Annotated in this window: 20 protein-coding genes and 2 pseudogenes; 7 read left to right on the plus strand and 15 right to left on the minus strand. The window is 55.9% G+C overall.

Features of this window, described 5'->3' with window-relative positions; translation table 11 throughout:
- Nucleotides 1-111: 111 nt before the first annotated feature.
- The 13 genes from ACFQUU_RS21765 to pedF form a co-directional block, all read right to left on the minus strand.
- The gene (locus ACFQUU_RS21765) at nt 112-402 is read right to left on the minus strand and encodes a cytochrome b (protein ID WP_382250219.1); all 291 of its coding nucleotides are present in this window, start codon (nt 400-402) and stop codon (nt 112-114) included.
- Between the two features lie 48 nt (nt 403-450).
- Nucleotides 451-585 carry a hypothetical protein gene (locus tag ACFQUU_RS21770; RefSeq protein WP_382250220.1) on the minus strand — a complete coding sequence of 45 codons (135 nt, stop codon included), beginning with the start codon at nt 583-585 and terminating at the stop codon, nt 451-453.
- A 114-nt stretch (nt 586-699) separates the two neighbouring features.
- The gene (locus ACFQUU_RS21775) at nt 700-1101 is read right to left on the minus strand and encodes a hypothetical protein (RefSeq protein WP_382250221.1); all 402 of its coding nucleotides are present in this window, start codon (nt 1099-1101) and stop codon (nt 700-702) included.
- Between the two features lie 49 nt (nt 1102-1150).
- The gene (locus tag ACFQUU_RS21780; RefSeq protein ID WP_382250222.1) at nt 1151-3238 is read right to left on the minus strand and encodes a TonB-dependent receptor family protein; all 2088 of its coding nucleotides are present in this window, start codon (nt 3236-3238) and stop codon (nt 1151-1153) included.
- A gap of 364 nt (nt 3239-3602) precedes the next feature.
- The gene (locus ACFQUU_RS21785; protein WP_382250223.1) at nt 3603-5354 is read right to left on the minus strand and encodes a PQQ-dependent methanol/ethanol family dehydrogenase; all 1752 of its coding nucleotides are present in this window, start codon (nt 5352-5354) and stop codon (nt 3603-3605) included.
- 117 nt (nt 5355-5471) lie between these two features.
- Nucleotides 5472-5849 carry a DUF779 domain-containing protein gene (locus tag ACFQUU_RS21790; RefSeq protein ID WP_382250224.1) on the minus strand — a complete coding sequence of 126 codons (378 nt, stop codon included), beginning with the start codon at nt 5847-5849 and terminating at the stop codon, nt 5472-5474.
- A 71-nt stretch (nt 5850-5920) separates the two neighbouring features.
- The gene (gene adh / locus ACFQUU_RS21795) at nt 5921-7441 is read right to left on the minus strand and encodes an aldehyde dehydrogenase (RefSeq protein ID WP_382250225.1); all 1521 of its coding nucleotides are present in this window, start codon (nt 7439-7441) and stop codon (nt 5921-5923) included.
- Between the two features lie 1023 nt (nt 7442-8464).
- Nucleotides 8465-10447, minus strand: a complete 1983-nt coding sequence (acs, locus tag ACFQUU_RS21800) for an acetate--CoA ligase (protein WP_382250226.1) — start codon at nt 10445-10447, stop codon at nt 8465-8467.
- Nucleotides 10448-10508: 61 nt separating this feature from the next.
- On the minus strand, nt 10509-10646 hold the full coding sequence (locus tag ACFQUU_RS21805) for a hypothetical protein (protein WP_382250227.1): 138 nt from the start codon (nt 10644-10646) through the stop codon (nt 10509-10511).
- Between the two features lie 1188 nt (nt 10647-11834).
- Nucleotides 11835-12827 carry an FAD:protein FMN transferase gene (locus tag ACFQUU_RS21810; RefSeq protein ID WP_382250228.1) on the minus strand — a complete coding sequence of 331 codons (993 nt, stop codon included), beginning with the start codon at nt 12825-12827 and terminating at the stop codon, nt 11835-11837.
- Nucleotides 12828-12843: 16 nt separating this feature from the next.
- Complete coding sequence (locus ACFQUU_RS21815) at nt 12844-14949, minus strand: 4Fe-4S binding protein (protein WP_382250229.1); 2106 nt, start codon at nt 14947-14949, stop codon at nt 12844-12846.
- A gap of 4 nt (nt 14950-14953) precedes the next feature.
- Complete coding sequence (locus ACFQUU_RS21820; protein ID WP_382250230.1) at nt 14954-15787, minus strand: substrate-binding periplasmic protein; 834 nt, start codon at nt 15785-15787, stop codon at nt 14954-14956.
- Nucleotides 15788-15965: 178 nt separating this feature from the next.
- Entirely contained in the window at nt 15966-16454 is a 489-nt protein-coding gene (gene pedF, locus ACFQUU_RS21825) for a cytochrome c-550 PedF (protein ID WP_382250231.1), read from the minus strand.
- A 423-nt stretch (nt 16455-16877) separates the two neighbouring features.
- Here pedF and ACFQUU_RS21830 point away from each other — a divergent pair, with 423 nt between their 5' ends.
- From ACFQUU_RS21830 to ACFQUU_RS21855, 6 genes and pseudogenes are all read left to right on the plus strand, one after another.
- Complete coding sequence (locus tag ACFQUU_RS21830; protein ID WP_382250232.1) at nt 16878-17636, plus strand: hypothetical protein; 759 nt, start codon at nt 16878-16880, stop codon at nt 17634-17636.
- The gene (locus ACFQUU_RS21835) at nt 17636-18241 is read left to right on the plus strand and encodes a hypothetical protein (RefSeq protein WP_382250233.1); all 606 of its coding nucleotides are present in this window, start codon (nt 17636-17638) and stop codon (nt 18239-18241) included. The genes ACFQUU_RS21830 and ACFQUU_RS21835 overlap by 1 nt, the downstream gene beginning before the upstream one ends.
- Nucleotides 18238-18750 (plus strand): hypothetical protein, encoded by a 513-nt coding sequence (locus tag ACFQUU_RS21840; protein WP_382250234.1) that lies wholly within the window; start codon nt 18238-18240, stop codon nt 18748-18750. The genes ACFQUU_RS21835 and ACFQUU_RS21840 overlap by 4 nt, the downstream gene beginning before the upstream one ends.
- A gap of 2 nt (nt 18751-18752) precedes the next feature.
- Nucleotides 18753-19475, plus strand: coding sequence for a hypothetical protein (locus tag ACFQUU_RS21845; RefSeq protein WP_382250235.1), 723 nt, complete (start codon nt 18753-18755; stop codon nt 19473-19475).
- 798 nt (nt 19476-20273) lie between these two features.
- Nucleotides 20274-20465, plus strand: a pseudogene (locus ACFQUU_RS21850) (transposase); the annotation flags it as partial.
- A 26-nt stretch (nt 20466-20491) separates the two neighbouring features.
- Nucleotides 20492-21082 (plus strand): IS5 family transposase, encoded by a 591-nt coding sequence (locus ACFQUU_RS21855; protein WP_382250236.1) that lies wholly within the window; start codon nt 20492-20494, stop codon nt 21080-21082.
- A 296-nt stretch (nt 21083-21378) separates the two neighbouring features.
- Here ACFQUU_RS21855 and ACFQUU_RS21860 read toward each other — a convergent pair whose 3' ends face one another.
- Nucleotides 21379-21849, minus strand: a complete 471-nt coding sequence (locus ACFQUU_RS21860) for a GNAT family N-acetyltransferase (protein WP_382250237.1) — start codon at nt 21847-21849, stop codon at nt 21379-21381.
- Nucleotides 21850-21929: 80 nt separating this feature from the next.
- Entirely contained in the window at nt 21930-22280 is a 351-nt protein-coding gene (locus ACFQUU_RS21865; RefSeq protein ID WP_382250238.1) for a GNAT family N-acetyltransferase, read from the minus strand.
- A 247-nt stretch (nt 22281-22527) separates the two neighbouring features.
- Between ACFQUU_RS21865 and ACFQUU_RS21870 the strand changes: the two are divergent.
- Nucleotides 22528-23490: pseudogene (locus tag ACFQUU_RS21870) on the plus strand (integron integrase).
- The last annotated feature ends 725 nt before the right edge of the window (nt 23491-24215 follow it).

Raw genomic sequence — 24215 nt, forward strand, 5'->3', positions numbered from 1 at the left:
TTGGACTTCATATGACAACGGTCCCATGCAGGAAACTTAAGACAATAGGCGCCGAATCCGCATACTGAGGATCAGGCGTATTTGGCTTCTGCCTTCTTCATAATTCTGTCTTCAGTGAGGAGACATGCGCCGTAGAATGGTTCGACCGGACTTAACCAAGTGATACACCACCGCCAGCATATGTAGCACTATCAACGCGAAAAGCAGCCAAGCTAGCGTCGCATGTGCTTGACGAAACAAGTTTTGCAGCAGCGCACTTTCCCATCCCAGCTGTGGCAGCGCATATCCGAAAGACTTTACCGGATATTTGCCAAAGTTCGACCCCGCATAACCGGACAGCGGCATCAGCGCCATACAAGCGTACAAGAGCTGGTGCGATGCCTGTGCAGCCTTTTCTTGCAATGTCGATCGATGCAGCCCCGAGAAGGACGGCGGCGGCTTCCTCCAGCACTATGCCAATCCGACTGCAATCAGTATCAGCGCGATCAGTCCGAACGACTTGTGCAGGTTGTAAAAATAGACTACCTCTGGCGTGCGTTTGGCCAGATCCACCATGTACAGACCAATGATAATCTGGCCGATCACAGCAGCGCCATTAGCCAGAAAAGAATGATCGCCTGAAGACTGTAGCGCTAGTCGCTCGCGGCACCAGAATGAGTGCCGCCGGTGACTGCCCCCATTGATTCGCTTACTGGATGGCTACGTTCCATGGCGGTCTCCCACGCTGATTTCCTTGGTCATCTGACGGCTGTCGGTGTCGCTCACCGAGACCAAACCCGACCGTCCGTTGCCTTCAGGAGGTTCTTGCGACATGAGGCGCTCGGCCTCTGCCTGCTTCTCCGAGTTGACGATCAGGATATTGCTGCTCTGGTCACTCATATTTAAGGCATTACCGTCATCACCCACGACCAAGCCATACTGCTTGACGTCGGTCTTGAGGGTACCAGCCAGGGTATCGGTGGCTAGGTCAGCTACCGATTCTGTGCCCGACTTTTCGTTCAGTACATAAGCAGACGTCGCCGGCAGCGCAAGCCCAGCAGCCATCATCGGTGCGATGGCTGCAACCGCGAGCGTCAACGTTCCTCTTATAAATAATTTCACGGTGTCTCCTCATGGTTTTGTGGGTGCATGGGTATGTAACGGCGTGCATTTAGATCGAAGCGCGAAAGCCAACGTAGAAGCGTCTTCCCGGCGCAGGCTCGAAGAAGCGGCGGTTGCCGTCATTGACAATGACCGAGCCAACATAGTCGCGGTTGAACAGGTTGTCGATGCGGCCGAAGAGCGTCCAGTTCGTTGCGCCGGCCCGGAAGTCTTGCGACGCGCGCAGGTTAAATAGCGCATAGCCGGACGCGGTTTCACTGTTGAGATCATCGACATAGGTCTTGCTCTCGGCCCGCATTTCCAACGCGGTGCTCAGCCCGTGCAAGGGACGGGCTTCAATCTGGGCAAACAGGCTGTGCATCGGTGCGCCCGGCAGACGGTTGCCTGCGGCAACTGCACCATTGGCGCTGGCGTAGCCTTGCTTGAAACGCGCGTCTAGCAGCGTATAGGCAAGCTGGATGCCGAAGTGCCCCATGTCGCTGCGCCAGCTGGCTTCGATACCGCGACGCTCCACGCTATCGATGTTCTGGAAAATCGAGCGGCCGTTCTCGGTGGCCTGCGGCACGATTTCATCGCGGCTCTGTGCGGTGAAGGCCGCCAGGTCGACGCTCTGCGCGCCGGAACGCCATTTCATGCCGACCTCGCCCTGCCGGCTGCGCGAGGGCTGCAAGCCGAGATTGGGACCGGTGGAACCTGCGCGATAGGCCGATTCCGCCAATGTTGGTGTTTCGAAGCCGCGGCCGAGATTGCCGTAGAAGTTGAGATTGTCGTCGGCATACCAGACCAGGCCGAGTACCGGACTGGTATTGCGGTATTCGACACTGCCACTGTCGTCGGGGCTGGCCGCGGTGATATAGCGGTCATCCACTGATAGCCTCACCCGGCTGGAGCGCAAGCCGGCCGTGGCCTTCCATTGCTCGGCGAAAGTCCAGTCCACCTGGCCGAAGACGTCGAGATTATTTGCATTGTCGCGCTCGTCGCGGCGCAGTGCGCCCGGCGTGCCGTTGTTGTTAATGAAGCCGCGGCGGGTCTGGCCGAGGTCGTCGGCTTCCATGCCGACAGTCCAGTTGAGCGGCATGCCGGCGGCCTGCATGGCATGGGTCCAACTCAGGCCGGCGCCGCGGTAATGGTTGTCGAGATCGACCACACCGCCCGAAGAGTTGGCGGCGGCACCGGAAAACGACAGCGTCTGGAATACCTCGCGAGTGCCGGCGTACAGGCGTGCATTGATGATATTGCTCCGGTCCAGCTTGTGTTCGACAAGGAGGCCGGCCTGCTGCTGATCAATGGTCTTGCGGGTATCGAAGGTCAATGCGACCGGCGCGACCTGGCGCGGATTTTGTTCGAACTGCGCCCGCGTCAAGCCGAGCGGATCCTGTGCCAGCGGCTGATCGAAGATGTTGACGATGCCGGTAACTTTGGTCGATGAGGAAGGTTGCCACAGCACCTTGGCATTTACCTGCGTACGTTCGGCGGCGCTGTGGTTCCGATAGCCGTCAGTCTCATAACTGGCGACGTCGAGCAGTCCGCCAAGCGACTCGCTGCCGCCGGCAAGGGTGAATCCGAGCTGGCGCTGGCCGTCGCTACCGACGCCTACCGAGGCGCTGGCAATCGGCTTCTGCGGCGCCAGCGGCGGCTCGACCGTGAACACCTGCACCACGCCCCCAGCCGCGTTGCCGTACAGCTGGGCCACCGGGCCACGCAGGATTTCAATGCGGCGCGCAGAGGTCAGCGTGGCGGTGGCGGCCTGACCCTGCCCATCGGGCATGGTGGCGGGAATACCGTCGACCAGCACGCGCACGCCACGTACGCCGAAGGTCGAACGGGTGCCGAAACCACGTACCGACAACTGCAGGTCCTGCGCATAGTTCTGGCGTTCGCGGATCTGGATGCCAGGCACCGTGCCCAGCAGTTCGGAAAGGTTGACGAGCGGTGATGCGGCGCGCAGCGGGTCGACCTGTACGGCGTCGATCGAAGTGGCTGCATCGAAGCGCTTCTGCTCGCTTCGGCTGACTGAGACGACGACTTCCTGGAGCTGCTTTTCGGGCTGGGCGACGGCGTCCGCTGCAGCAAGGGAAACAGCGCCGGTTGATAGTACAAGCGCGAATACGCGAGCTGGAATTTGGGTTTTGTCCATGATGCCTATGCTTCAATTTGTAAAAAGGGGCAGGCAGTTCCAACACAGCAAGTTGCATACCACTTTAATCGCGAGATTGGGATTTCACGGACCGCTGGGATTCTGGTTTCGTATGACGGTAGATAAAGCGCGATTGAGGCCACATGAATGCGTCATATTGCGACATTAGCGCGGATTGTCCCAAATCGGCACAACAGCGATCGTTGCTGACAATGCGTCACGCTAATTGACCATAAAAAAACCGGTGGCGAACGCCACCGGCAAAATGCAGTCGTCAGAATGATGGCCGGCGACAGTCCGGCCTCTGAGCGAAAGCGGAGACAACGACTCTTAATCGATACTTGATACTCGTCTGCGAAGGTCCTTAAATCGAAGACAACTTGAACACCCATACGGAGCCGCCCTGCTCCAGGAAGTTCACGCGCTTGGCCACCTCGCCGCCCCACAGCGGCACCGCGCCGCCCCAGCCGGAAACTACCGCCACGTATTGCGTATTACCTTCTTGCCAGGTAATAGGAGGCGCAACTACGCCAGAGCCGGTTTGAAATTTCCAAAGTTCCTTGCCGGTCTTGGCGTCGAGCGCCTTGAGGAAGCCTTCCGGCGTGCCGTAGAACACGAGGTCGCCAGCGGTGCTCATCACTCCTCCCCACAGCGGCGCATTGTTCTTCGCTTCCCAGACAATTTTGCCGGTCTTCGGATCGATCGCGCGCAGCGCACCGATGTACTCGTCGCTGAGCGGCTTGATGGTGAAACCAGCGCCAAGGAAGGCCGCGCCCTTCTTGTAGCTGATCGGCTCGTTCCAGATATCCATGCCCCATTCATTGGCCGGCACATAGAAGTAATTGGTCTTCGGGCTATAAGCCATCGGTTGCTGATTCTTCCCGCCAAGGAAGGACGGCGCCGAGAATACCGTCTCGCCCTTCTTGTTGTCAGCACCCTTGGTGGGATCCCCGGGACGGCCGTTCGGCGTGTAGTTCGGACGGCCTGTCTTCAGGTCGATGCCAGTCGCCCAGGTAATCTTCTTCACGAACGGAAAGGCATTTTCCAGTTTGCCGTTCTTCGCGTCGATCACATAGAAAAAGCCATTGCGGTCGGCCTTGCCACCGAGCCGCTTGCCGTTCATGTCGAAGGTGATGAACTCATTAACGCCGTCGAAATCCCAGCCATCGTGCGGCGTGGTTTGGTAATGCCATTTGATCTGTCCAGTGACCACATCGATAGCGACCGTAGCCGCTGAAAACAGATTGTCGCCGGGACGTAGGTGGCTGTTCCAGGGAGCAGGATTACCGGTGCCGAAATAGGCAAGGCCAGTCGTTGGATCATAGGTGCCACCCAGCCAAGTCGCCGCGCCACCCGTCTTCCACAGATCGCCCGGCCAGGTCTTGTTGGTGGTGCCGGAAATACCGTTCTCAATTTGCTTGCCTTCCTTGTCATATTTGTAGCCCATGTGGCCTTCGACCGTTGGGCGCATCCAGACCAGCTGCCCGGTGCGCGGATCGCGCGCCTCGACGCGGCCGACGATACCGAATTCGCCACCGGAGACACCGGTCAGCAGCAAACCCTTGGCAATCAAAGGTGCAGCAGTGTTGGAATAGCCGGCCGCATAATCGTCGACCTTTTCCTTCCACACTACGTCGCCGGTCTTCTGGTCGAGTGCGATCAGCTGCGCATCAAGCGTGCTGAAAATAACCAGGTTTTCAAACAGCGCCGCGCCACGATTGACTACATCGCAGCAGGGCATGATGCCATCGGGAAGGCGGTGCTCGTATTTCCAGAGCTTTTCGCCGGTCTTCGCGTCGAGCGCATAAATCCGCGAATACGATGCGGTGACAAACATTTTTCCATCGTGGATCAGCGGCTGCGACTCCTGGCCGCGCTGCTTCTCGCCGCCGAAGGAAAACGACCAGGCCGGCACCAGTTTCGACACAGTCTTGGTATTTATTTGCGAAAGCGTCGAATAACGCTGACCCTGCGGGCCCATGCCCCAGGTCAGCACATCGTTGGCCGACTTGGCGTCGGCTTCGATCATCGCATCGGTCACGCCTGCCGCATGTGCAGAGAACGACCCCAAGGCTATCGCGGCTGTGATGGACAGCCGTATCAGTTCACTTTTCATAGACTCCTCCTATTATTTTGAAACTCACTCCACGGGCTTTGACACGTTTTCGTATTGAAGCCCAGCCGTTGCCAGCATTCCTATGCATTCACATCCGACGGTGTCTGACGTACACGATCACGCTCCGCCTAGTGCCAGCTGCTCGCATTCTTCATCAGTGAATAGCCTTGAACGCGTGAAGAACCTCTTTCCCGTTCCGTTCTCCAACGAGAACATGCCGCCCATGCCGTCAACTACATCGATGATCAATTGAGTATGCTGCCAATATTCGAATTGCTCGCTTCCGATATAGAAAGGCGCTCCGTGCAAAGTGCCGAGCAGGACATCGGTTTGGCTGATGCTGAAATCACCTACGGCATAACACATCGGAGAGCTGCCGTCGCAGCATCCGCCGGACTGGAAAAACATCAGCGGACCGTAACGTCTGGTCAGGGTATCGATCAGTTGCGTTGCAGTTTCGGTGGCAACCACTCGTGGTGGCGCGTTATGAGCCATGCTTTATCCTATTTTGAGTTGCCCACCGCCGCCACATCTGCGGCGGTGGGCATGGTCTTCGTTAGCGCGAATCAGAAGAAACCGAGCGCCTTCGGGCTGTAGCTCACCAGCAGGTTCTTGGTCTGCTGATAGTGATCGAGCATCATCTTGTGGTTCTCGCGGCCGATTCCTGACTGTTTGTAGCCGCCGAATGCTGCATGTGCCGGATACAGGTGGTAGCAGTTAGTCCATACGCGGCCGGCTTCAATCCCACGGCCCATGCGGAAGGCGCGGCTGCCGTCACGCGTCCACACGCCTGCGCCTAGGCCGTACAGTGTGTCGTTCGCAATCGACAGCGCTTCATCTTCATCCTTGAAGGTGGTGACCGATACCACCGGTCCAAAAATCTCTTCCTGGAAGATGCGCATTTTATTGTGGCCGCGGAACACGGTCGGTGTCACGTAATAGCCGCCGGCCAGATCGCCGTCCTGCATCTTACGCTCGCCACCAGTCAGCACCTGCGCGCCTTCCTGCTTGCCAATATCGATGTAAGACAGAATTTTTTCCAGTTGTTCCTGCGAGGCTTGGGCGCCGATCATGGTCGAGGAATCGAGCGGGTTCCCCTGCTTGATCTTTTCTACACGGGCGACTGCACGTTCAATGAAGCGGTCGTAGATCGATTCCTGCACCAGCACGCGCGACGGGCAGGTGCACACTTCACCCTGGTTGAGCGCGAACATCGCAAAGCCTTCCAGCGCCTTGTCGAAGAATTCATCATCCTTGTCCATCACGTCGGCAAAGAAAACGTTGGGCGACTTGCCGCCGAGTTCCAGCGTGACGGGAATGAGATTCTGCGAAGCGTATTGCATGATCAACCGGCCGGTGCCGGTCTCGCCGGTGAACGCTACCTTGGCGATGCGCTTGCTGGTCGCCAGCGGCTTGCCAGCTTCCAATCCGAAACCGTTAACAATGTTGACTACACCGGGCGGCAGCAGGTCTTGAATCAGCTCCATAAGAACCATGATCGACGCCGGCGTCTGCTCGGCCGGTTTCATCACTACGCAATTGCCCGCGGCAAGCGCCGGTGCGAGCTTCCATACCGCCATCAGGATCGGAAAATTCCAGGGAATGATCTGACCCACTACGCCCAGCGGCTCATGGAAATGGTAGGCATAGGTTTCCGCATCGATCGGCGCGATGCTGCCTTCCTGTGCACGCACTGCACCGGCAAAGTAACGGAAATGATCGATGGCCAGTGGAATGTCAGCGGCCGTCGTTTCGCGAATAGGTTTGCCGTTGTCAATGGTTTCGGCAGTCGCCAGCAACTCAAGATTGGCTTCCATGCGGTCGGCAATCTTGTTGAGGATGACTGCGCGCGCCGCTGGCGAGGTCTTGCCCCATTCCCTCTTCGCCGCATGCGCCGCATCGAGTGCGAGCTCGATGTCTTCAGCTGTCGAGCGCGCTACTTCGCAGAAGGTCTTACCGATCACCGGGCTGATGTTTTCGAAGTATTGACCTTTGACGGGTGGGACAAATTTGCCGCCGATAAAATTGTCGTAGCGCTGCTTGAACGGATTCTTAATGCCGAGTTTGCTGATGTCTGCCAGATTCATGTCGTCCTCCGAGTGGCGATTGTGAGATGTGTGATCCAGGGAGTCCCTAGATGTATTGGTATTGGCAATTGGCGTGCCAGCAAGGAATTTGCAGTTGAATCACGCTGTGACCGGGCTCAGCACGTATATTTGCGGTTTTTTTCAATGTCGTGGTCGGTGACACCACGAGCAAGTGTCTTTTTTTCGCGCAGTCGCTCAGGAAGTGTCTCAATCTGCAACAACCGGCAAAGCGCTTATTCAATTACAACATAGGCGCACATCCGCCTGCTGATAGGCGCTCTCGCGTTGCGTTTCTGGGGTGAGAAGGTGGTATGCGGCCGTTAGATTCAGATGCATAAGGGATAGCCTCGAGTCCAGAGATGCTTTTGCGAGACAATAAGGCTCATGCATCCAGTGCCTTGGGAATGGAGCAGGAAGAAGTAAAGCTTCCTACCAGGGACAGCACTACCGAACCGTTCATGTTAAGTGTGCTCAAGATTCGCATCTGCCGTTGTTTATTGCCGGATAGACGCAGAGCATTTTCCCACATGCAAACGGTATCGATTGATTAAGCAAATCGCAAAAGGAATCCGCGACAGGGCGATCTCGCAAGAATCAGGTCAAAGCGTTCATGAGCTTCGATCACTACGATGGATGGCCTTTAGGAAAATCATTGGACTGGTGGAGAAAACATTCCACCGGATCTGGCAGAAGCCGGTGCTTATTGCAAAACGGATCGATACCAGTATGCGGCCTGGGAGGTTGAGGAGCACAATCGGCTTCGCGATTGTGTCGATTAAATACAGTGATCCCCGCTTTCGTATGACCTAGTGACGTGGAAGCATGCTATCGATTGGACGATGTGGCTTAGAAGCTCATCAGCGTTACAACGATTGACAAAGAGTTCAGGGAAGTCGGTGTCGGCCGCTTACCAGGAGAAAGTCCACTCCAAAAGCAAGGATCTGTCCGACTACGCCAATTGATGGCTGAAGTCGGACAACCGTGTAGCCTAGAGAAAAATTGTCTACTGATTTGAGGCGGCGCCTATTGCACCTGCCGCAGCTGCTCCAGGATGGCCGGATTCTCCAGTGTGGACACGTCCTGGGTAATCTGCTCGCCTTTTGCCAGTACGCGCAGCAAGCGGCGCATAATCTTGCCGGAACGGGTCTTGGGCAGGTTGTCACCGAAACGGATTTCCCTGGGCTTGGCGATCGGGCCGATTTCCTTGCCGACCCAGTCACGCAGTTCCTTGGCAAGCTGTTTCGCTTCTTCTCCCGTTGGCCTTGCACGCTTCAATACCACGAATGCGCAGATTGATTCACCGGTTGTCTCGTCCGGCTTGCCCACTACCGCCGCTTCGGCCACCAGCGGATTGGCCACCAGCGCCGATTCGATTTCCATGGTGCCCATCCGGTGGCCGGATACATTGAGCACGTCGTCAATGCGACCGGTGATGGTGAAGTAGCCGGTCTGCTCATTGCGCACAGCGCCGTCACCGGCGAGGTAGATTTTGCCGCCCAGTTCTTCCGGGAAGTAGCTCTTCTTGAAGCGCTCAGGGTCATTCCAGATGGTACGGATCATTGATGGCCACGGTCGTTTGACCACCAGGATGCCGCCCTGCCCGTTGGGCAAGTCATTGCCGGTCTCATCCACCACGGCCGTCATGATGCCCGGCAGCGGTAGCGTGCAAGAACCAGGCACCATCGGTGTGGCACCCGGCAAAGGCGTAATCATGTGGCCGCCGGTCTCCGTCTGCCAGAAAGTGTCGACAACCGGGCACTTCTCGTTGCCAATATTTCTGTAGTACCACATCCAGGCCTCTGGATTGATCGGCTCGCCCACCGAGCCAAGCAGGCGTAGCGAGGACAGATCATAACGCTTCGGATGCACATCGGCATCGGCATCAGCCGCCTTGATCAGCGAGCGGATCGCGGTTGGGGCGGTATAGAAGATGGTGACCTTGTGTTTCTGAATCATGTCCCAGAAGCGGCCGGCGTTTGGATAGGTAGGGACACCTTCGAACACGACTTGCGTAGCGCCGACAGCCAGCGGGCCGTAGGTGATATAGGTATGGCCGGTAACCCAGCCGATGTCAGCGGTACACCAGAAGATGTCAGTGGGCTTGATGTCGAAGGTCCACTTCATGGTCAGCATGGCCCACAACAGGTAGCCGCCGGAGGCGTGCTGAACACCCTTGGGCTTGCCCGTGGAGCCGGAAGTATAGAGGATGAACAGCGGATGCTCGGCATCAACCCATTCCGGTTCACAGGTCGATGGCCGATGCTCGGTCACGTCGTGCATCCAGTAATCGCGGCCACGTACCATTTGGATATTACCGCCGGTGCGCCGGTAGACCACGACATGTTTCACCGTATCGCATTCGCTTGATGCAAGCGCCTCGTCGACGATGGTCTTCAGGGGAAGCTGCTTGCCGCCGCGGACCTGTTCATCGGCGGTGATGACAGCGACTGCGCCGGCATCGATGATGCGCTCCTGCAGCGATTTGGCCGAGAAACCACCGAACACCACGGAGTGCGTCGCACCGATGCGTGCGCATGCCTGCATTGCGGTCACGCCTTCAATGGACATCGGCATGTAAATAACGACCCGATCACCCTTCTTTATGCCGAGCATTCTCAGCGCATTGGCGAGCTTGCAGACGCGCTTATGCAGTTCGCGATAGGTCACTGATGTCACCGCACCATCGTCAGCCTCGAAATGAATAGCCGTCTTGTCGGCATTTCCGTTTTCCAGATGGCGGTCGAGGCAGTTGTAGGAGACGTTGAGTTGGCCATCGGCGAACCACTTGTAGAAAGGCGCGCTGGATTCGTCAAGCGTTTTAGTAAAACGCTTGTACCAGGTGACGTTGTCATGGGCGAGCTGAGCCCAGAACATTTCATAGTCCCGCTCGGCGTCAGCGCACATGGCCTTATAGGCATCCATGTCGGAAATGCTGGCGTGGCGCGCGAATGATGGCGAAGGTGTGAAGATTTGCATTTCTTGTTTCGGGGTCTTGATATCGGACATACTTTTTCTCTCTGTCTGCTTTTTCAATTCTGTCGCCGGCGATGGAGGCATGCACGGCACTTCACGCATCGCCAAGTAATTCCCGGAAGAAAAGGACAACGCCGACCGACACTACCTGCTCCCCGGCCTGAAAATCGACTGCATGCGACAATGGGCCAAATGCAAAGACGAACCCGCCTGTCAGCAATCCATTATTCATGTACTTCTTCCAGTTACTAAAATAGATCTTGGCCAATGTGTTGGCCCGATCATTAGGGGCAAAAGCTGTGCCGAGGGGTGATGACGACGTCAACGGCTGCATAGCAGACTTTAGATGCAGTGATTAGCGATACGAAACCGCGACGTTCCTTCATGTGCAGCCCAGATTCTAAGTGATTGATTTATTGGGAAAAACACAAGGCCTGCGACGATAAGACGGGATCGCCATGAAGGAAAGTGTTTGCTCTTAGCTGGGCTGCGAATGCGGTCACTCGCATGCAACCACGACCGCCAAGCGGCTTGTCTAGTGTTAAGATTTGAATCAACTCCGGTTAGCCGGCGTCCAAATTTTGATCACTCTGGGACAGTGAACATGCGTTCGGTTTTCAACAGTGCACCTTTGTAATTGGGGATGGATTTGTTTGCTTCGTCATCTCGCCCGCGGCCTCTATCGAAGAAGGCTTGCATTACTAAGCAGGCCCACAAAAGTCTTTTGGATACACTGCGCTCGTGGTCTTCAATAAAATGAAAGGTACACTATGATTACGGTAGAGCTGATGGCAATGCGACCACCGTCACTTCGGGCGCTATTGCGGTACGCCGGCGATGCATGACTGTGCCCGCACTTGCTAGCGATTTTAGTGTCTGACTGTGGAATGTCCGTGAACGACGTCTACTCCGAGTAAGTGACGGACTACGTTACTTAGGCGGCTCGCGCAACTGGGCGATACGTCAGCCTATCGGGTCCACGAGGGTTTAGTACCTCAAGCAAGCGCATTGCATACCTTACATTACCTATATGCCGTTCACGATGTTGGGAATCTCTTTGCGCATTCTCTTGTTCTGTACGGAGATCGCGTCTCAATGCTTCGAGCAGCGCTTCCATCTCATGCTCGAAAATAAACGGTACCTTAAGCATACTACCTCCTGCATCATGGAAAATTTATTAGAGTTAGGGCAAACAACCATTAACTAGCTAAGGGTTCATACTGGCATTTCTTGAGATAGCGCCCGGAATGCCGGAAACTCGCCTGCTACTGAAGACCATAAGCAGGGTTTATGCCAAATACCCTTTGCGAGCCTACTTAGAAGTATGACGTTCTCAAAACTATGGCCATTACCCATTAGCTAGTTTGACTATAGAAAACGCAATGACGGTAGTAAAAAGCATGCATCAGCGTCTAGGCCATCAAATCCACGGAAAGCCACCTGATGCACGCTGGACTCCATCCTTTCCTACAAATAAGGCATCGACTCCCGGCATCTTTCTCACGAGCTCCATACCGCGCTCAGTTCCCATCACCATCAATGCCGTGGACAAGCCGTCCGCCAGCATTGCGGTGGGTGCCGCAACGCTGACGCTAGCCAATTCCACTGGCGACTCGCCGGTAGCGGGATCAACAATATGGTGCAGGGAAAAGTCGCTTCTGAATGCCGTTGCGTAGTCTCCGGACGTCGCAAGGCTGCGCCCATCTAACCGCACCGCGTGCAACATTTGCTCACTGGTCCGTGGGTCAGCAATGCCAACCTGCCAGGAACGCTCAGAAGAATGACGCCCGCTACCAAAGAATTCACCGATATTAATCAGTGCATCGGCAATACCGTGAGCCCGTAACATCGCCAAAGCAGTATCGGTTGCATAGCCCTGCGCAATACCATTCAACGTGATCGCCATGCCGGTCCGCTGCAAGCGTACCGCACGCTCGTCTGCAAACACATCATGCCATCCAACAAGTTCCCTTGCCACGGCGCGGTCGCAGAGACCATGCGACGCATGCCACAGGGGCTGCACCGTGATATCGAATGCGCCATCTGTCAATGCCGACATCCGGTACGCTTCACGCAACACCGCAAGCAGGTGCGGATGGGGCATATCGAGACGACCGCGGCGATTGAGGATTTGTACCTGACTATCGTTGCGATGAACGGTCATCAGACGATCAATGACGTGAGCCTCTGCGAATGCTTCCCGTATCGCCGCCTGCGCGGCAGCTTCGTTGTCATGCACGACCTGTATCGTCACCGTGGTACCAAAGGCAAGGTCGGCTCCACGATAAAGGTGCCGACCGGAGCTCAATGGGGCTCCCTGATCGATCTCGCCGGGCACAGGCGCACCCGGCCACCCGATTGAGGCGAGCCCCAGCAAGCCTGTGGCCGCCGCCATGAATCTCCTACGTTGCATGCATACCTCCATCTGGTTACGCCGGCTTGATCGGCACCACCACACGCCGTTTCTTTTCCAGCATCAGCGGCGCGCATTTGTCGTCGCTGCGATAGATGACCACGCAATCCATACACTGGAAACATTCGTCATATCGGACCGTGCCGCTTGGCCTGATCGCTTCATAGTCGCAACGATGGCGGCACGTCTGACAGGGCGTGCCGCAGGCAGAGCGGCGTGGCAACCAGGCAAACCTGCGCAAGCTTCCCATCATCGCCAGCCCGGCACCGAACGGACACAGATAGCGGCAGAAAAACTTGTAGCAGAATGCGCTGGCTGCGAGCAGTCCGGCCGCGTACAGTACGAAGGGCCAAGAGCGGACGAAGTTGAGCGTGATCGCGGTCTTGAATGGCTCGACTTCCACCAGCCTGTCTGTGGCGGCCGGTACAATAAAGACACTCGCAAGGAGTGCCGCCAGCACGCCATACTTGAGTAATTTGAGCCTAGCATCCGCCGCCGGCTTTAGCCGAAGTTGCGGCAGGCGCAACCGCTGCCCCAGCTTGCCAGTGAGTTCCTGCAGTGCGCCGAACGGACACAGCCAGCCGCAGAACGTGCCTCGCCCCCAAATCGGCAGCGCTATCAACACGCCGCACCACAGCACGATGGATGCGGGGTCGTAAAGCATGAATTCCAGGCTGCGACCTTCCTTTACCGCCTGGATGACGCCGGTGATATTGACAATCGACAGTTGGGCTTGCGCATGCCAGCCGATGAAGAACAGTGTGTAGGTGAGATAGACAATGCGGAACCGATAGAAGCGTCTTGCATCAATGGTCAGCCACTTCTGTGCTGCCAGTCCCGCGAACAGCAGCGCCAGTCCAGCTACAATGATGGTGAGATCCACCCAGCGCTGCTTCCATACCGGTAGCCAAGTCTTGTTGTCGCTCGCAGGTGCATGATAGTAGCGTTCGGGCAGTAGGTAGGCGAAGCGAAACTCTTGCCCGATGCGTTCAGGGTAAATCATGCCCTTGAGGCGGGTCACGCGCAAGCTTAGATCCAGCGGCTGCGATGGATCAAGCCCCGCCTGGCTAATGACGCGAAACACCTTCATCTGTCCCGGTGACATGCCGTTGGCGTCCCGCAGCCGCAAGTCGAGGTTAAGGTCACGCATTTCGATTGGCAGGCCGCCTTGCGATAGCACGAGCCGGTCGGGCACGGTCCCAGGGATGAAGTTGTCCGAGACCGGGCTGTAACGTCCGGTCCAGCGCACCAGCAACGCATGATCGCCTTCTTCGAGGCGGCCCTCGAGCCGCTTCCGGCTGGCATCGTCGAGCAAGCTGTGCGCAATCGAGGGAACCGACACCATGGCCACCTGCATATCGATGAAGGTATCATCTGGCCGAGCCAGCGCCTCGCTGTCAAGGCCCTCGCCCGGCGTATCCCTGAAAACCTTTTCCACTTCGCCGTTGCTGTAACGAACCGGCTTGAGCAATGCACGCTCGCGCAGCGCTGACATGCTCAGCAGTTCATCCACATCAGCACGAATTCGCGCAACCTGATCAGGATCCCGGGTCCCGGAAAAACCAAGTTTTTTCCGGGCCACCTTGAGCGCAGCGGACAGCACACTCTGGTTGATAATGCGTACAGAAGCGGTGGCCTTGGCGACACCGTCGATATGCACATTGCTTCCTTCGCCGGCATTGGCGCGTGGCGCTGAATCGATTGCGATATTCTGCTTCAGCGACAGGCCGCGATACTGACTTACGAAACGCTTGAGCGGCGCTTCACCCAAGCCTTCGAGGAACACCGGTTCATGATGCGAAATCACCTGTACATCCAGAAAGCCGCCCCTTGCATCCAGTGCCACCAGCAGGTTGACAGGCACCCCGGAAAAGCCCGGCACCGCGGCGAAGTCGATGGACTCAAACAGATAGCCGACCAGTTCGGTAGCGGTTGCATTCTGGCGAAACACCGGCCAAACCGGGATGTCTTTGTCCTTCTCGCCCACCGTCAGTGGTGCTGGAAACTGCCGCTCCAGCAGTTCCCGAGTCATGACGCCTGCCCCGGCCAGCGGCGATACGGAGAGCCATAGTAGAAGTGCTGCGGCGACGGCGCGTAGGCGATGCGACAAGGCGGTCAGCATGCGATTACGGCTTGGTCGGCGTGACGCCGTACTTCGCAAAGATCTTCGCTAACTCCCCGGTAGCGTTCAGCTCGTTCGCGGCCGCCTGCAATGCACGCGCCAGTTCGATATTGCCCTGCTTGACGGCCATGCCGACCACCCAGCCCTGGCGCGGCAGTCGCGGGAAATTGAGTTCGGCCAACGGGAAATTGGCATCGCCGCGCACCGCTGTTTCGATTTCAGACTGGTTTGCGAGCACCGCATCGAGTTCACCAGCCTTTAGCGCTGCCATCGCATCGGCAGCAGTGTCGTAGATACGGACGCTTTCGCGCACCTTCCCGTCCTGCTCGCCGAGCAGCACCATGGCCGCAATAGAAATCTTTTCCACGCCGACCCTCTTTCCAATGAGGCAATCGACGGTGTCACAGCCCGGAATCTTGCGCACGTCGCGCACCAGTTGTACGCGCTCGCGGTAGTAAGGCGCGAAGATTGACACGTTCTTGTTTTCGGCCATTAGCCGATTATCAACGGGCACATGCATCATTACGTCGGCAGGGCCGTAACCGAGGTAATGCCCCTTCCACACCATGTTACGCAGGTCGTCATTGAGATTCTCGCCTGCCTCGAAAGGCAGTAGACTGACGCGCACGCCAAGTTTAGCAGCGAGAGCATTGGCGATCTCGACGTCGATACCGCTGTCCTTGTCGGAAAACGGCTGCATGCCCTTATAAACTGCGACCTTAAGCACTCCAGCCTGTCTTACTTTGTCAAGATCAGCTTGCGCCGCGTGCATGGTTGCGTTAAGTCCGCAAAACAGGGTGCCGAGCACGGCCAGTTTGCGCCATGTGATCGTTGTCATGATGGTCTCCTTGATTGTTAATTTTGTCTGTCGTTCCGTACGGATCCGTTGAAGGGCTCGAACTCCTACTACATTTGTGATACTTGTATTGCTACCGTTGTATCTGCGCTGCCAATTAAGGCTTCCATACGACGGCCGTGACCGCCGCATTGTCCTTGCATAGAACGGTACTTACCGCCTACTTCGTTTCGCGACGCGTATCGAGATAAGCCTTGATTGTCCACATGGCTTCCTGACTCAGAGTGCCCTCGAACGGCGGCATATAAACTGCACCGTTGCGTACCTTGCCACGCCGGACGGAGGTCATGTAATACTGCTCGACCTCCTTGAAGCAAGCCTGTTTCTTCGCTTCGATCTTTACGTTCATGCAGTCACGGTCCATCTTGCGCAGGTCGGGTGCGATACCACCGGACACTCCTTCGATGCCGTGGCAGCGTGCACAGTTCTGGTTGTAAGCCGAGCTGCCGATGCGGATCGCATCCTTGTTACCTCGGTATGGATTCTCTTCGCGCCATTGCTCACCAAGCTGCGGCAGCGACTTGGTGTCGACGGCCTGCGGCGTCACGTCGCCATGAGCATGGCTGACAGGCGAATGAAGAAGCGTTGCCATCGCTAGTGCTACGGTTGAGATCGCCGCAAACGCGGACCGGGATCGATGTGTATTCATAATGCCTCCTCAGCGTTAATTAAGAATTAGGTAGCTTCGTCAAGGCAAGTAGCGTGCCACTGATGATACAGACCAGGACCGTGTATGCAAATGCAATTGACGCTTGATAGTCCCTCGGATGGTTATAGAAAGACGGCAGCAATGAAGCACGCAGGGTGAGAAAAGCCGCATACATACAGTGTTGAAATGGCATCCATACCGACTCCATGCAGATTGATCCAATATGGAGCAGGCTGTTGCTAACTGAAACAGCTGATTGACACATCGCCGCTGCGGCGCCTCTATAGGCATTAAAGTCTTTATGCGCATTGGCTCAAACGGCACTTCAACAGAATGGCATGGAAATTGCGCAGCATCAGGAAAACACTCGACCGTTCCAGCGTCATCATGCGACACTGCGTTCGCCATACATGAGGAGACATCATGACCTTTCCGCGTGCCCCCTTGTGGCACCTTCTGCATCCTTCCCGGAAGGCATGCGCGCCGATTGCGCGGGAGTCAGCTTACAACCTGTTTCACCACTGGCTGTCGTTTGCTGGCCTGCTGCTGTTTGCCGCCTATCTTCTGTGGCAATACAAGGTATGGGCTACGCTGGCGAGCGCCGATCCCACTGGCATCACGCTAATCATCATTGCAATCTTTGTCGGGTGCACGCTATGGTGCGGCTGCCGCGCCTATCTTCTGTGCGCAGAAGCGGAGGACCTTGCATCCTGGCGGCACTGTGCCGGCATACAAACCTTGAACGCAGGTGCCGTGCATGCGTTTCTGTCGATGCGCCTAAATGGACAGGCCACTGGCCCGGCTGGGCAACTGGGACAGCCGCAGCATCAGGTAGACGTGCTGGCTGAATGTCTACATGGTCCGAGCGAATCCGCATGGTGGATTAACGGCGTACAGATCAAGCTGGGGCTGCTTGGGAAGGTAATCGGCTTTAGCATTCTCGCCTTGCAAATCGCGCGCATCGACAGCTTTGACGCCGCCCAGTCACAGACCTTGCTTCGTAGTCTTACAGGAGGGCTTGGCATCGCACTGCTCACCACCGCTGTAGGCCTGGTGGCCAATATCCTGCTTGGCTTGCAACTGGTACAAATAGACCGCTACGCAGACCGGCTGCTGGCCGAAACGCTGGCCTATGCTAACAGCAGGAATGAAGCCCGCACTCTTTCCCATGCGGAGCAGTGATGGCAATCGGACGCAAGCGGCGAGAGCCTGAAGTCGATCCGTTCTATGACATGCTGTTCAACATCTTGATCGCCTTTGTGTTCTGTTTCATCATTGCGCTGCTGGCGATGAACCCAGTCGCCATGAAGACCGGGGACATTCCTAGCAAGGCGGAATTCATCATCACCGTGTCTTGGCCCGACCTGAACCCCAACGATCTGGATACGTGGGTGCAAGACCCGGCCGGCAATCTGGTCTGGTTCCGTCAGAGAGAAGCAGGCTTGATGCACCTCGACCGCGACGATCGCGGCAGTGTGGGGGAAAGCCTGCTAGTGAACGGCAAGGAAGTCATTAATCCGCTGAATCAGGAAGTGGTGACAATACGCGGTTTCGCGCCCGGTGAATACTCCGTCAATGTCCAGTATTACGAAACGCGCAACCGGGAACCGGTGGAAGCCACTATCTCCGTAATCAAGGTGAACCCGAAAGCCGACGTCGTCTTTTACGGCACGGTGCAGTTGCCGGCCAAGGGCGTCGAGCGCACCGCCGTACGTTTTACAGTGGACTCGAACGGTGCGGTCGCCGACATTAATACCCTCCCCAAGAAGATCGTGGAAAATCTATGAACGACAGTCCCTTGCTGCTGACGCTGTGTTACGCCGCCGTTACCTTCCTCCTGCTGGTGCTCTGCCTTGCCACGCGCTGGCCGCGTTGGGTCAAGGTCGGCATGATTGGCATGGTGAGCCTGTCCTACCTATTCGCTCAAGCGGGTTTTCAGCGCATGCTTGGCTGGCCAGCAGATGAACACCTTCCAGAAAAGTTTGTCGTGCTGGCGCTCGTCACGCAGGAGCCTGACAAGGACCGCGGCGTCACGGGTGCCCTTTATCTATGGGTCAACGCGATCCAGGATAACCGCCCCACACCTGAGCCGCGTGCCTATCGCCTTGCTTATCGCAAGGACCTGCATTCCGTACTTGGCGACGCTATCCGAAAGAGCCGGCAGGGCATCAGCCAGATCGGCTCGACCGAAGCGCCGGCTGGCGGAAAGGTTGGCTCATGGTTGCGCAATGCCGCTGACCCCAATGTCAAGATAAAAATAAGCGATGCACCTTCACCTTCATTGCCGGAGAAATAACTATGCGTGCGACTACAGCAGGGATGCTGACTTTGGTCTGCGCACTTTGCTCCTGCAAACAGAAGGAAGACAGTACGAATTCCTACTTCCCGTTAACAGTTGGCAGCCGCTGGACTTATGCGGTCAGCAGCGACGTGGACGGCAAGGCCCTGCGCGACAGCCACGTGATCAGTGTGATCTCCGAAAGCTTGAAAGGTAACGAGCCTGTTGTGGTTCGACGCAACGAGACCGAAGGCAATATCGGTATTGAGTATGCGCTTCGGGTAAATCCAACCGGCATCGAGCGCATCGCGCAACGCAGCGACCTGGAAGAGCAGGCGACGCGGGACGAGCCGCCTCGCACCGTACTGCCCCTACCGCTAAAAGCTGGTGCTTCATGGCGCACGCAGACGACTGCGTACTTCATCCTGCGTAAGAGCGAACACCCTCGCGAGCTCAGGTATTCGCACAAGGCGCTGATGACATACACTGTCGAGGCGATAGACGAAACCGTAACAGTCCCAGCAGGTACCTTCAGACACTGCGCGCGCATCACAGGTGTCGCTTACCTGACGCTCTATACCGATCCCGTTGCCGGTTTCCGCAAGGTGCCGCTAATTACCAATGAATGGTATTGCAAGGGCATCGGCATGGTGAAGCTAGAGCGCATCGAGGAAGTTTCGACGGCGTTCTTTAGCGGTGGGAAGATGCTGATGGAGCTAATAAAGTCAATTAGACATGAATAAAGGTTAATTAAAAATGGCGCCGGATCAGAACCTTGGCAAGTGCGAGACGAACAAAGGCAATTTAATTTTGGACGAGGCAATCCCAGTGTGTAATGACGCTCTCAAACTTGCTATGCCAGCCACATATCCGCGCAATCAGCTCACTGCGGTGCTCTGTGCATCTATCATCATGCAGATCACTGTCGTAGACATCATCCCAATTGACAGTCGTTGAAATGAGTAGCTTAAAAAACGCCGATTGTCCATCGACAAATTCTTCTTAGCGCATCATGACAAACCCGCTATATCGTAATGATAATTGGCGACAGATTCAAAGGAAGAGTTCTAGTGATTTCTAACATTAGGAATTTTTCATGAGCGGCCTGAGATTGGAGGTAACGTCATCTATGTTGATTGATGAGCTTCGAAAAGTAATCGGTTCATCCAATGACATGAGTCGAGGTAAACAGGCGTCAGCACGAAGCACTTTATACCTCATGGCCCGTGGCGATGGTAAGCATAAAATGGGGGACACATTTCTAGAAGATATACTTTTAATGAGGTCGCGTGGTGAATCCTATGCGAAGAGCGCAGCGCATCTTAATCGATTGGGAATCCAGTCAGTCAGCGGCGGAAGGTGGTATTGCGCATCGTTGTACAAGTATATTAAGGAACGCTACTGCGAGTTCGTCTGTGAATGGCCAACCTGAACGCAGCATCTGCGTCAACTAAGCGGCGTCGATGGCTTTTCTAAAAGCGCCTAACAAAATAAGAATTTTGGAGTCATAACAGCTTCCATGAGGCTGATGGAGAAGCGCTATGGCACGCGAACTGGTTGATGATGAATTGTGGGAAATAATCCGACCGCTGTTGCCAATTGCACGGCGACGAAAGGATCATCCGGGCAGGAAACGCCTGAACGATCGGCGTGTACTGACCGGCATTCTCTTTGTTCTGCAGTCGGGCATTCCCTGGGAGATGCTGCCGCAGGAAATGGGATGTGGCTCAGGTATGACCTGCTGGCGCCGCGTGAAGGCATGGCAACAGGCGGGCGTGTGGGCCCGGCTGCATCAGGTCTTGCTGACGAAACTACGTGGCGCCGACAGGCTCGATTTTTCCCGTGTCGTCGCCGACAGTTCTTCGGTACGCGCGGTACATGGGGGAAAAAAACTGGACCGAACCCAACCGATCGCCGTAAGGCGGGCAGCAAGCACCACCTCCTCGTCGATGCGCAAGGCACACCGCTCAATGTCATCCTGACCGAAGCCAATCGGCATGACGTCACGCAGTTAATGCCACTACTTGACGGCATCATGCCGATTGCTGGCAAACCGGGGCGACCATTGTACAAACCCAAATGTGTGCAGGCCGATCGCGGATATGACAGCAGTTCACATCGGCGGGATCTGAGAAGCCGGGGTATTGACCATCAGATCGCCAGGCGCCGCACCGGTCACGGCAGCAATCTTGGCAAGACCCGGTGGGTCGTTGAACGCACCATCGCGTGGTTGCACCAGTTTCGACGACTGCGTGTGCGCTATGAACGACTGCCTTCGATTCATGAGGCGCTGCTGCGGATCGGATGCGCCATCATCTGCTGGCGTAGTCTTAAAAACTTATTTTGTTAGACGCTTTAAATAATGTTGCAAACGTTCTTCATTGATGGCGTGTGTATTCTTTGTGTCAGGGGCCTGAAAGCATGTGGTCAGTTTCATCATGCCGACAACGTACGCTCGGAACGCCAAAGTTAAAGCTACAAATAACCAGAATTACTTCCCTCTGATACGACACTCCAAATTTACTTCTTTCCGTGCGCTAGTAAGTTTGGCTGGAAATCGCTAGCTGCAGGGGAGAGATGGCGAAAAGATGTAGCTAAAATTACTTTGCTCTACGCAGGCCGGAAGCTGTCCGCTCGATGAAGGGGTTAGAGCATTTTGCTGAAAATACCAAGATTCTCGCCCTCGTGAATGACGGTCTCCCTAAGCTGCCACCCACAACGTTGCAGCAGACTCTGCGCGGTACTTGTGCCACACCATATGCGGCCGAAGCCGAGTTTGCAAGCCTGCTCTTCGAGCGCACCCAGGAGCAATGAACCGATTCCATGCCCCCGCAGTGAGGGATGAACGAATCCCGCGGCCGCCCACGGCGACACGTCTGCATAGCTTGAGATGGACTGTGCTTTGAGCGCAGCAATGCCGCAAACGCTGCCGGACCGCAAAGCAACAACTCCAACCGGGAGGCCGCCTTGGTTAGCGTAGGCACGTACATCGCGAAGTGCTGAGCCAGGACCGCCGAGGCCATAGTACGCAGGCCATTCGGCCTCAAACCAGCCGGCTATGGTTTCAACGGCCGAGGGATGATCGACCAAGGGTTCGACGGTGATCTCTTTGATCATGCTCTGCGCTCTAACGTTTGACATGAGGGGCGGCTGGAAGCGGGCGAAGCCCGCTGGAAGACGTCCCCTCGATGGAAGGGTTAGAGCTCAGTTGGCAGTGCCGCACGGTGCTTGAAGTAGACAAGCTCTGGATCCCCTTCGTCAAGGTTGTCGATGCGTCCACTTGGAACGAAGCCTGCGCGTGCCAAGAGTTTCTGAGCCTCGATGTTGGACGCATTAGTGGACGCAAATAGCTTCTGGGTTTTGCAATGCGCCTCCGCTGCAGCGAGCAAGCGCTGACCAATGCCACGCCGCCGAACACTAGGTGACACCGCAACGAGAGCGACAAAACCGTTTTCGAAGAAGTTATGTGTGAGAACGACATACCCGTGCGCACCAGCGTCCGTGAACGCCGCTATGCACTCTCCGCGCTGTATAGCAGCCGAAAGCATGCGGCGCCTTTCCGGATGACACACGGCATATGGATCGCAAGCAACAAGACCCGGCAGATCAGCGGCCGTAGCGACGCGAGTAGTGAGTGCCTCAGACACTTGCATGAGCTCTAACTCGTTTTATACGGCATGATCTGCCTGTTAAGCTGGGATGGTGCCTGATAAAACATTTCGCTTGATCCTCCGCAAGGCACAGCCTGTAGGGCTTGCGACAGTATACTGTACATCTATACAGTAGTAATTAACCATGAAAAACGGCAGCCAAAATACTGCTACCAGGCAACCACCAAAGTTGCTTGACCAGCTACGACGTTGCCTGAGAGACAAGCACTATAGCCTCCAGACTGAGCGCGTTTATGTGTACTGGGCAAGATGGTATATCCGCTTCCACAACCTGCGCCATCCCGCAGACATGGGAGCGCCGCAAATCCATGCCTTTCTGTCGTACCTATCCAACGAACGGGACGTTTCCTTATCAACCCATCATCAAGCCTTATGCGCCCTGTTGTTCCTGTATAAGCATGTCCTGCAGATCGAGCTGCCCTGGATCGATAACCTTCCTACACCAGCAAAGCCGGTGCGGCAGCCGACGGTTCTGACACGACAAGAAATTGATCTGATCTTTGCCCAGATGTCCGGCACGCACTTGCTAATCGCCCAACTGCTGTACGGCACAGGGATGCGCCTGATGGAATGCGCGCAGTTGCGAGTCAAGGACATCGACTTTCAGCGCAGGGAAATCACCATCAGGCAAGGATAGCGAAACAAGGACCGGCTGACCATGCTTCCGCTGTCGTTGGTTCAGCCACTGCGCGACCAGTTGGCCTATGCGAAATCGTTGTATGGGGAGGACCGGCTGTACCGGCGCAACGGCGTGATGCTGCCCGATGCATTGGAGAGGAAGTATCCGGCCGCTGGTACACAATGGGGTTGGTATTGGGTCTTCCCATCCGATCACGAGTCTACCGACCCGCGTAGCAGCATTGTCCGGCGCCATCACCTGTACGGGCAGACGATACAACGTGCAGTGAAGCGAGCAGTCCTGGCAGCGAAACTGACCAAGCGGGCGTCGAGCCACACCTTTCGGCACAGTTTTGCGACCCATCTGATCGAAGCTGGTTACGACATCCGAACCGTACAAGAGTTGCTTGGCCATACTGACGTATCGACAACGCAGGTGTACGCCCATGTACTCAACAAGCCTAGTTAAAAGTAAAATTGGCTGAAACGCGTAAGTAATTTTAGCTACATGTCTCTTCTTGGGAAACTTCTCGCATTGAATCAATAACTTACGAGGAAATGCGCTGAGATCGTGTGGAAGACCGACTGCGAAGTAAATTTGGCTACAAATTTTCGCTTTTATCTTCCCAGGAAATATCCATAGCCACTTTTATCCGAATCGGGCACGCGTAATTGCGGTTCGCCCCCACTTCTGCATTGGCGACCTCTTCGGTAATGACGGCAGCATGCCAGAATAGATTTCACGACACTTACTACACCGGTATGGTGCATCCAGTAGCAATGCATTCAACCAGTATGGGGTGCATGCCCCACAATTCCGACAGCTGGTTAACAGAGCAATATCATGGATAGGACACTTCTCAACCCTATTGAGCTGATGTACGACGCTGTGATAGTCCGCATTAAGGCACTTTCGACAATAACGCAGCCATGGACTGCTTGATCGGTATAGTGCTTCTGGAAGCATCGATTCGCGTACCGTTTTCAAACGCAGCCCTAATGCATTATGTACTTCGCGGATGTCGACCTGCCGTTCGCATGCGGCAATGCCTTCGTACGGGTCTATCGGCTCCCTGGTGAGCTGCACGGTGATCAAGTGACCGGGCAACCGATTTTGCTTTGCGTATTTCCATAGGATGGAGACGATTGACTCGTATGGTTCCAACCAGTTTGGGTCAAACACATACCCGAATG

Origin of the sequence: Herbaspirillum sp. GCM10030257, assembly GCF_042666555.1 — a bacterium.
Classification (GTDB): Bacteria; Pseudomonadota; Gammaproteobacteria; order Burkholderiales; family Burkholderiaceae_D; genus Noviherbaspirillum.